Here is a 9,986-nt window from a genome sequence, read left to right as displayed (position 1 = left end):
CACCGGCCCCCCCTGCCACAGGCGCGCCAGCCCCGCCGCGGCCTGGCGGGCGCGCGGCTCCGCGTTCGCGGAATCCTGCGACAGGGCCAGCCACGCGTCCAGCGCCCTGTCGTAGCCCGGCAGCACGCCGCGCGCCGGATCCAGTTCGGCACGCAGGGCCGGCAAGGCGTTGGCCTCGCGGCCCAATGCGCGCAGCACGTCCAGCGCCATGATGTTGCCCGAGCCCTCCCAGATGGAGTTGACGGGCGCCTCGCGGTAGATGCGGGCCAGCGGCCCCTCTTCCACATAGCCGTTGCCGCCCAGCGCCTCCATGGCCTCGGCCGACGCGGCGACGGCCCGCTTGCACACCCACAGCTTGGCCGCCGGCGTGCCCACGCGCAGCAAGGCACGTTCGTCCGGCAGATCGGCATGGTCGGCGGCGCGCGCCAGGCGCATCGCCAACATCGTGGCGGCCTCGCTTTCCAGGGCCAGGTCGGCCAGCACGCCACGCATGACGGGCTGGTCCAGCAGGCGGCGGCCGAAGGCCTGGCGATGCGCCGCGTGATGCAGCGCCTGCGCCAGCGCCTGGCGCAGCAGCGCGGCGCTGCCCAGCACGCAATCCAGGCGGGTGGCGGCGGCCATCTCCAGCAGCACGGCCATGCCCCGGCCCGGCTCGCCCAGCATCACGCCCCAGGCCTGCTCGAACTCCACTTCCGCGCTGGCGTTGCTGCGGTTGCCCACCTTGTCCTTCAGGCGCCGCACGCGCACGGCATTGCGCGGCCCGTCGGGAATCCAGCGCGGCACGAGAAAGCAGGAGGGTCCCGCGTCCACCCGCGCCAGCACGAGATGCGCGTCGGCCTGCGGAACGGAGAAGAACCATTTGTGGCCTGTCAGCAGATACGCGCGGCCCCGGCCGCCCGCCCCCACCGGCGCCGCGCTGGTGGCCACGGCGCGCAGGTCGGAGCCGCCCTGCTTCTCGGTCAGGCCCATGCCGATCAGTGCGCCGCGCTTGCGGGCCAAGGGCGCGTCGGCGCCGTCGAATTCGCGCGCGTACAGCGCGGGAAGCCAGTCACGCGCATAGTCGAGGTCGCCCGCCGGTTCGCGCATCAGCAGCGGCACGGCGGCATGGGTCATGGTGGTGGGGCACAGCGTGCCGGCCTCGGCCTGGCCCTGCATCAGATAGGCGGCGGCACGCGCCGCCTGCGCGCCGGGCTTGCGGCGCAGCCAGGCATTGCTGTGCAGGCCGCGGGCGACGATGCCGCCCATCAGTTGCGCCCAGGCGGGATGGAACTCGATGCGATCCACGCGGTGGCCCGCGTGGTCATAGGCATGCAGGATGGGACCGTGGCGGTTGGCCAGTTCGGCCGCCTGCAAGGTCTGCGCGCGGCCCAGCCAGGCGCCGTGCTCGCGCAGTTCGTCCTGCCAGGCGCCCGCGCCTTCGCGGGCCACGGCCTCGCGCAGCACCGGGTCGGTGTCGTACAGCGAATAGTCTTCGAGCGGCGCCACCTGGTTGGCCACCTGATGCGTGCTGAATGCCTGCATGCCGGTCTCCCTGGGCCGGACGGCGTTCGCGCGCCGGCTTCGAGACACTACGCTAGCAGCAGCACCCGCCGTCAGGCAAGCGCCGCGCGCGGGCTCAGTTCAGCAGGCGCGCCTCCAGCGCGCGCGCTTCCTTGTAGCCCATCAGTTCCATGATGTCCTCGATGCTGGCCAGCAGGTCGGGACGGTCGGCGGGCACGCCGGTTTCCATGACTTCGCGCATCACCTTCAGCGCCTGCGTCATGGCGTGGATGGCGGCGGCGGGCAACATGCGCGGCAGGCTGATGCGGCGCACGCCCAGGGCCTTCAGCTCGGGCAGCGGGATCAGCGGCGTGGTGGGACGGTTGCGGATGCCGAAGCCCATGTTGATCGTGACGGGAATGCCCGCCGCGTCGACGATGCGCTTGATGTCGTCGGGGGTGCGCACGGCGTCGGGGAACAGCATGTCGGCGCCGGCGGCCGCGTAGGCCTTGGCGCGGCGCACCGCGCCTTCGATGCCTTCCACGGCCAGCGCGTCGGTGCGCGCGACGATGACGAAGGCGTCGTCGCGGCGCGCCTGGCAGGCCGCGGCGATCTTCAGCACCATTTCTTCCTGCTCGATCACGTCCTTGCCGGGCATGTGGCCGCAGCGCTTCGGGCTGACCTGGTCTTCGAGGTTGACGCCGGCGATGCCGGCCTCTTCGAACATGCGCACCGTGTGGAACACGTTGACCGGGTTGCCGTAACCGGTGTCGGCATCGGCCGTCAGCGGAATCGACACAGAGCGGGCCAGGTTGCGGCAGTGGTTGACGTTTTCGGTCAGGCCCATGACGCCGATGTCGGGCACGCCCAGCAGCGCATTGGACATGGCCGCGCCGCTGGTGCAGGCGGTCTTGAAACCCGCCGCTTCCGCCAGGCGGATGCTGTAGCCGTCGTACACGCCAGGCGAGACGATGAATTCGCCGCTCTGCAGCAGTTGGCGGAATTTCTGGGCACTGGTGGTCATTGCTGTTACTCCAATAGGGAAAGCCTGGCGCGGGACGACGGCGCCAATGCCGCGGCCAACAACCGTAAGGTGCACTAGCCTATCAAGGCGCCGACAAAAGTGTCAACTCTTTTGCGTAACACCCAAGATTGACGGCCCGCCAGGCGACTATGCTTGGGAAGCGGCCTCCCCCCTCCCCTCAGCGTCCCACCTTATGCAGCAAGTGCCTGGTATAAAGGGAATCGTCAGCACAAACCCCTTGCTTCCGAGGCACGCTTCGGAAGCATTTCAAGCATTGGTGATTACCCTGATGCCTTGGAACAAGTGTTGACAGTAAAAACTCGCGGCCATACCATCATCAAGCCGCTTCCTCTCCGCTATCCGACTCGATGCCCTCTGTATTCCCGCTCTCCGGCACCCCCATCCGCTACTTCGACATCGCCGCCGCGGCCCGCGGCCATGCGGTGGATCTCGCGGCCTTGCCGTACGTCATCCGCGTGCTGTGGGAAAACCTGGGCCGCAGCCAGCAATGGGGCCTGCCCGTGGCGGACGCCGAGATCGGCGCCGTGGCGCAATGGCGCGAGCGCACGGGGGCCGACCTGCCGCTGCGCGTGGCGCGCGTCATCCTGCCCGACTCCAGCGGCCTGCCGGTGCTGCAGGACCTGGCGGCGCTGCGCGACGCCGTGGCGCAACAGGGCGGCGACCCCGCCGCCGTCAATACCCAGTTGCCAGTCGACCTGATCGTCGACCACTCGCTGCAGGTGGACCACTGGGGCAGCGACCAGGCGGTGGCGGGCAACCTGAAGCGCGAATTCGAGCGCAACGCCGAGCGCTACCGCTTCCTGAAGTGGGCGCAGCAGGCGTTCCAGGGCCTGCGCGTGTTTCCGCCGGGCACCGGCATCATCCACCAGGTCAATCTCGAGCACATCGCGCCGGTGGTGGTGCGCGCCGAGCGCGGCGGCGAAACCTGGGCCTATCCCGATTTCGTGATCGGCGGCGATTCGCACACGCCGATGGTCAACGCGCTGGGCGTGCTGGGCTGGGGCGTGGGCGGCATCGACGCCGAAGCCGCCCTGCTGGGCCAGGCCTACACCTTCCCCGTGCCCGAAGTGGTGGGCGTGCGCCTGGTGGGCAGCATTGCCGCACCGGCCGTCACCACCGATGCGGCGCTGCTGATCACCGAGACCTTGCGCCGCGCGAACGTGGCCGGCTGCATGGTCGAGTTCTTCGGTCCGGCCATCGCCGGCCTGGGCGTGCCCGAGCGCGCCACCATCGCCAACATGTCGCCCGAATACGGCGCCACCTGTGGTTTCTTCCCGGTGGACGCGGGCACGCTGGCCTACCTGCGCCACACCGACCGCAGTCCCGAACAGACCGCGCTGATCGAAGCGTATTGCCGCGCCAACAGCCTGCTGCGCGAACCGGGCGCACCCGACCCCACGTATTCGCGCGTGGTGGAGATCGACCTGTCCGCGGCCCGTCCCAGCGTGGCCGGCCCGCGCCGCCCGCAGGACCGCATGCCGATCAGCCGCGTGCCCGCCGACTTCGCCGAGCGTCTGCCGCTGCCGCTGAAGGAAGGCGGCTTCGGTGTCGATCCCGCCCGCAGCGCCGGCCCGCTGCGCCACGGCTCGGTCGTACTGGCCGCCATCACTTCGTGCACCAACACCTCGAACCCCGCCGTCATGCTGGCCGCCGGCCTGGTGGCGCAGAAGGCGGTGGCGCGCGGCCTGAAGCCGGCGGCGTGGGTCAAGACCTCGCTGGCGCCGGGCTCGCGCGTGGTCACCGGTTATCTGCGCGACGCCGGCCTGCTGCCTGCGCTGGAAGCCCTGGGCTTCTACGTGATCGGCTACGGCTGCACCACCTGTGGCGGCAAGTCCGGTCCGCTGGCCGAGGGCGTGCCCCAGGCCATCGAGTCGGGCGAGCTGGTCGCGGCCGCCGTGCTGTCGGGCAACCGTAATTTCGAAGGCCGCATCCACAAGCTGATCCGCGCCAACTACATCACCTCGCCGCCCATGGTGGTGGCGTACGCGCTGGCCGGCCGTATCGACCTGGACCTGGAAACCGAACCCCTGGGCGCCGACGCGTCCGGCGCACCGGTGTATCTGCGCGACATCTGGCCCGCGCCCGAAGAGATCGCCGCGCTGCTGCCGCTGGCGCAGAACCGCGAGGCCTTCCTGCGCATCTACGAAGGCGATGCCGGCGGCGACGAGTCGCAGTTGTGGCGCCAGATGCAGGCACCCGAAGGCCTGCGCTTCCCGTGGGATCCGGATTCGCACTACCTGATCGAGCCGCCCTTCTTCAAACAGGCTGGCGACGGCGACGCCCTGGCGCGCCTGGCAAAGCAGTTGCGCGGCACGCGCGTGCTGGCCGCGTTCGGCGATTCGCTGACCACCGACCACATCTCTCCGGGCGGTGAAATCCCGCAGGACTCGCCGGCGGGCCGCTACCTGATGGACGCGGGCATCGCGCCGCGCGACTTCAACACCTACGTGGCGCGCCGCTGCAACTTCGAAGTGATGACGCGCGCGACCTTCGCCAACATCCGCGTGAAGAACCTGCTGGTGCCCGAGGTCGAGGGCGGCGTCACGCGCCACTTCCCCGATGGCGCGCAGATGAGCATCTTCGACGCCTCGCGCGCCTACGAGGCCGAGGGCGTCAGCACCATCGTGCTGGCCGGCAAGGAATACGGCACGGGCAGCAGCCGCGACTGGGCCGCCAAGGGCTCGGCGCTGCTGGGCGTGCGCGCCGTGATCGCCGAATCGTTCGAACGCATCCACCGCGCCAACCTGATCGGCATGGGCATCCTGCCGCTGGCCTTCCTGCCCGGCCAGGGCTGGCGCCAGCTTGGCCTGACCGGCGCCGAGACCTACACCATGAGCGGCGTGGAACAGGCCTTGCGCCAAGGCACGCCGGTGCGCGTCGTGGCCGACGGCGAGCAGGGCCGCATCGAGTTCGAGGCCGTGCCGCAGGTGCTGACGCAGGCCGAACGCGAACTGCTGGCCGATGGCGGCATCCCTGCCCAGGTGCTCAGGCATTTCCTGGCCGAAGGCGCGCAAGCCACGGCCTGAGTCTTTTCCACATCAACCCTCGCGCGCAAACCGGAACCCCATGTCCCTGGATCTCGTACTGACCAACGCCCAACTGATGCTGCCCGGACAGGGCCTGACCCTCGGCACGCTGGGTGTGAAGAACGGCCGCATCGCCATCATCGCCGCCCACGGCGCCGACCTCGGCGCCGCCGCCCAGACCATCGATTGCGGCGGGCTGTGGGTGCTGCCCGGCGTGATCGACCCGCACGTGCACTTCGGCTTCGGCTCGCCCGAAACCGACTTCGAGACCGAGGCGCGCACCGCGGCATTGGGCGGCACGACCTCGGTGCTGTCGTTCCACCGCTCGAAGGACATCCGCGAATCCTGCGACGCCGCGCGCGACCGTGGCGAGCGCCAGAGCTGCATCGACTTCGGCTTTCACTTCGGCATCACCAGCCAGCTGCACGTCGAAACCCTGGAAGAGATCTCCAGCCAGTTCGGCGTGAACTCGTACAAGCTGTACATGATGTACAAGGGCGCGGCGGGCCTGTCCAAGGGCTTCACCGACATCGACGACGGCCTGCTGTTCGAGGCGCTGCGCGCCACCGCGCGCATCCCGGGCGCCATCCTGGGCGTGCACTGCGAGAACGTCGAAGTGATCCCCGTGCTGCGCGATCCGCTGCGCGCGGCCGGCCGCGACGACCTGAAGGCCTGGAACGAACAGAGCCCGGACTTCCTTGAGGCCGAGAACGTGCACCGCGTGTGCTACTTCGCCTCGAAGACGCACACGCCCGTCAACATCGTCCACCTGAGCAGCCGCGAGGCCCTGGACGAAGTGCGCCGCCACCGCCGCCGCGGCACGGACCCCATCTATGTGGAAACCTGCCCGCACTACCTGTTCCTGAACGACGAATCGCCCGCCGGCCCCTACGCCAAGGTGAATCCGCCCGTGCGCGGCCAGGACGACGTCGAGGCCATGTGGGAAGGCGTGCTGGACGGCTCCATCACCACCGTGGGCTCCGACCACGTGCCGCGCAAGCGCGAGACCAAGGACAAGGACATCTGGGCGGCCAGCAACGGCTTCCCCGGCACGGGCATGATCCTGCCGATCCTGCTGCACGAGGGCTATCACCGCCGCGGCGTGCCGCTGGAGCGCCTGGTCGAAATCGCCTCGGCCACGTCCGCCCGCATCTACAACATGCCGTCCAAGGGCGGCATCGTGGTGGGCCGCGACGCCGATCTGCTGATCGTCGATCCCGACCTCGAACGCACCGTGAATCCCGCCGAGCTGGAGTCGCATGCCGACTACTCGCCGTACGAAGGCATGACCCTGAAGGGCTGGCCCGTCCGCACGCTGGTGCGCGGCCGCACCGTCATGCAGGACGGCCGCATCACCGACGACGCGCGCGCCCATCCCGGCGGCCGTTTCCTGCGCCGCTGAACCCCGCCGCACCGATTATCTGAAGAGGCAATGCCATGAGCGAAAACAAACGAATCTGGGACGACTTTCTGACCGAACGCGACAAGCTGGTCCTGGCGCAGGCCGGCTATGGCAAGCGCGGCGGCTTCGGCAAGCGGCCCGCGCTGTTCATCATCGACGTGCAGTACAACTTCTGCGGCGACACGCCCGAGGACATCCTCGAAGGCCTGAAGCAGTACCGCACGCACTGCGGCAAGGAAGCCTGGGACGCCGTGGCCCACATGGTGCCGCTGCTGGAAATGGCCCGCGAGAAGAACATCCCGGTGTTCTACACCGAAAGCGGCCGCCGCCCCGACCTGCTGGACAGCGGCGTGCAGGTGGGCAAGAACCACCGCGGCGGCGAGAAGACCGTGGTGGCCAACACGCACGCCACGCAGACCGTCGAACCTCTGGCGCCGCGCCCGCAGGACATCCGCATCTCCAAGCAGAAGCCGTCCTGCTTCTTCGGCACCATCTTCATGAGCCACCTGAACTTCCTGGACGTGGACACGCTGATCCTGGTGGGCTGCACCAGCTCGGGCTGCCTGCGCGCCACGGCCGTGGATGCGTACTCGTACAACTTCAAGGTCATCATCCCCGAGGAAGCGGCGTTCGACCGTTTCCAGGCCAGCCACGCCATCAACCTGTTCGACCTGAACTGCAAGTACGCCGACGTGATTCCCAGCAAGGAAGTCGGCGACTACCTGGCGAGCCTGCCGGCCCCGGCCGCCGCGAAGGCCGAGTAAGGCAGGACGGCCATGGCGAACACGCAAGGCGCGGCGGCTAGCGCGGCGGCTGGCGCGGCGGCTGGCGCGGCGGCTGGCGCGGCGGCTGGCGCGGCGGCTGGCGCGGGTCCCATCCCGGTCTATCTGCTGACCGGTTTCCTGGGCAGCGGCAAGACCACGCTGCTGTCCAGGCTGGTGCGCAGCGCGGCGTTCGCCGACACGGCCGTCATCATCAACGAGTTCGGCCAGGTCGGGCTCGACCATCGCCTGCTGGGCCGTGCCAGCGACGAGGACACCGTGCTGCTGGACTCGGGCTGCCTGTGCTGCGCGCTGAACAGCTCGCTGCAGGACGGCCTGGAATCGCTGTACTACCGGCGCCTGCGCGGCGAGATCCCGCCGTACACGCGCATGGTGGTCGAGACCTCGGGCCTGGCCGATCCCGCGCCGCTGATCAACACGCTGGCGGGCGACGCCTCGGTGGCGCGGCACTACCGCTTCGCCGGCGTCATCACCACGATCGACGCCGTGCACGGCCTGGCCACGCTGGATGCCTACCGCGAGGCCTCGGCGCAGGCGGCCGTGGCCGACGTGCTGATCGTCACCAAGACCGACCTGTGCGATGCCGGACAGCTCGCGCAGGTGCGCCAGGCCCTGGCCACCCTGAACGCGACCGCGCAGGTGCGGCTGGCCAGCGCCGAGTCGTCCGATGGCGAGGACCGTTTCTTCGACGGCCTCCACGCCAGCGAAAGGCTGCCCGTCCCCGCGCCGGGCCAGCCGCCGGCCACGCCGCTGGCGCACGTGCTGCGCTACGGCATCGCGTCGTACATCCTGCACGTGGACCGGCCCGTGAGCTGGGGCGGTTATGCGCGCTGGGTCGCGTACCTGCAACGCCACGGCGGCGAACGCGTCCTGCGCGTCAAGGCCATCCTGGATTTCGCCGACGGCGAGCGCTATGCCATCCACGGCGTGCGGCACCTGTTCAGCCCGCCGCACGCGTTGGGCCCGGCGGACCCGGCCGCCCCCGAACGGGCCATCGTGGTGATCGCTCAGGACATGTCGGCCGAAGAAGTGGCCGCGTCCTTGGAGCCCTTGCAATCGGATCGCTAATTTGTCAACAGTTCAACCTTGAAGCCGGTAGCAGCGCATAAACCGTCTTCACTCTTGCCAGTAATTACCCGTATTTCTCGATTTTCAGGCTACCAGACAACGATTTGGCATTTACTGATGTGTGTCTTCGACCTATAGTGTTGACACTTAAATACAAGGGGGATTTTTCCATGACGTTCCGCAGCACCGCTCTCTCCACGGCCCGTCGCACGGCCCTCCTGACCGGCCTGGCCGCCGTGGTCCTCGCCCCCTTCGGCACCGCCTGGGCGCAGGATGCCGCCGCCGGCTTTCCCAAGCATGCCGTCACGCTGGTGGTGCCCTACACCCCCGGCGGCCCGACCGACCTGACCGGCCGCATCATCGGCGAGGCCCTGTCCAAGAAGTGGGGCCAGCCCGTCATCATCGAGAACCGCCCCGGCGCGGGCGGCAACATCGGCTCGGCCATGGTCGCCAAGGCCGCGCCCGATGGCTACACCCTGGTGCTGGGCGTCACGGGTTCGCACGCGATCAACAAGTGGCTGTACAAGAACCTGCCCTACGATCCGCAGAAGGACTTCGAGCCGATCGGCATGGCCGCCATCTACGCCAACGCCATCCTGGCCAACCCTAGCGTGCCCGCCAATACCCTGCAGGAACTGATCGCGCTGGCCAGGAAAGAGCCCACCAAGTACAGCTACGGTTCGGACGGCAACGGCGCCGCCAGCCACCTGTCGATGGAACTGGTCAAGGCCCAGGGCAAGTTCGAGATGACGCACATCCCGTACAAGGGCAGCGCGCCGCTGCTCAACGACCTGCTGGGCGGCACCGTGCCGGTGGGCATCACCGGCCTGCCCTCGGCGCAGCCCTACCTGGCGTCCGGCAAATTGAAGCTGCTCGCCATCACCTCGGCGCGCGACTACAGCGGCAACAACTATCCCACGATCGCCAGCCAGGGCTTCGCCGGTTTCGATACCGCGGCCTTTTCGGGCATCTTCGCGCCCAAGGGCACGCCCCGCCCGCTGGTCGACAAGATGTCGGCCGACCTGGCCGCGGTGCTGGGCCAGGCCGACGTGAAGGACAAGATGAACAAGCTCGGCCTGGAAGTACAGCCGACCACCTCGCAGGAGTTCGCCGCTTTCCTGGCCAAGCAGATCGACCAGTGGCGCGAGGCCGTGAAACTGTCGGGCGCGCAGGTCGACTGAGCC

7 protein-coding genes are annotated in these 9,986 nt (G+C 69.1%); 5 read left to right on the top strand and 2 right to left on the bottom strand.

All coding sequences use genetic code 11. The features are described from left to right. A partial coding sequence (locus A7W11_RS07620; protein WP_066410395.1) for an acyl-CoA dehydrogenase family protein occupies positions 1–1,521 on the bottom strand: 1,521 nt, incomplete at its 3' end. Positions 1,522–1,615: 94 nt separating this feature from the next. Beyond that, positions 1,616–2,503 carry an isocitrate lyase/PEP mutase family protein gene (locus tag A7W11_RS07615; protein WP_066410394.1) on the bottom strand — a complete coding sequence of 296 codons (888 nt, stop codon included), beginning with the start codon at positions 2,501–2,503 and terminating at the stop codon, positions 1,616–1,618. Between the two features lie 368 nt (positions 2,504–2,871). Here A7W11_RS07615 and acnA point away from each other — a divergent pair, with 368 nt between their 5' ends. The 5 genes from acnA (at position 2,872) to A7W11_RS07590 (ending at position 9,983) form a co-directional block, all read left to right on the top strand. Then, positions 2,872–5,550 (top strand): aconitate hydratase AcnA, encoded by a 2,679-nt coding sequence (gene acnA / locus A7W11_RS07610; RefSeq protein ID WP_066410393.1) that lies wholly within the window; start codon positions 2,872–2,874, stop codon positions 5,548–5,550. Positions 5,551–5,590: 40 nt separating this feature from the next. Continuing rightward, positions 5,591–6,952 (top strand): dihydroorotase, encoded by a 1,362-nt coding sequence (locus A7W11_RS07605; protein ID WP_066410392.1) that lies wholly within the window; start codon positions 5,591–5,593, stop codon positions 6,950–6,952. A 35-nt stretch (positions 6,953–6,987) separates the two neighbouring features. Continuing rightward, a complete protein-coding gene (locus A7W11_RS07600) occupies positions 6,988–7,716 on the top strand; it encodes an isochorismatase family protein (RefSeq protein WP_066410391.1) in 729 nt (242 codons plus the stop codon). Positions 7,717–7,728: 12 nt separating this feature from the next. Beyond that, a complete protein-coding gene (locus tag A7W11_RS07595) occupies positions 7,729–8,802 on the top strand; it encodes a CobW family GTP-binding protein (protein ID WP_082887142.1) in 1,074 nt (357 codons plus the stop codon). A 170-nt stretch (positions 8,803–8,972) separates the two neighbouring features. Beyond that, positions 8,973–9,983, top strand: coding sequence for a Bug family tripartite tricarboxylate transporter substrate binding protein (locus A7W11_RS07590; RefSeq protein WP_066410390.1), 1,011 nt, complete (start codon positions 8,973–8,975; stop codon positions 9,981–9,983). The last annotated feature ends 3 nt before the right edge of the window (positions 9,984–9,986 follow it).

Source organism: Bordetella ansorpii (assembly GCF_900078315.1).
GTDB lineage: Bacteria > Pseudomonadota > Gammaproteobacteria > Burkholderiales > Burkholderiaceae_B > Bordetella > Bordetella ansorpii.
This window is presented reverse-complemented; position numbering and strand designations above follow the sequence as displayed.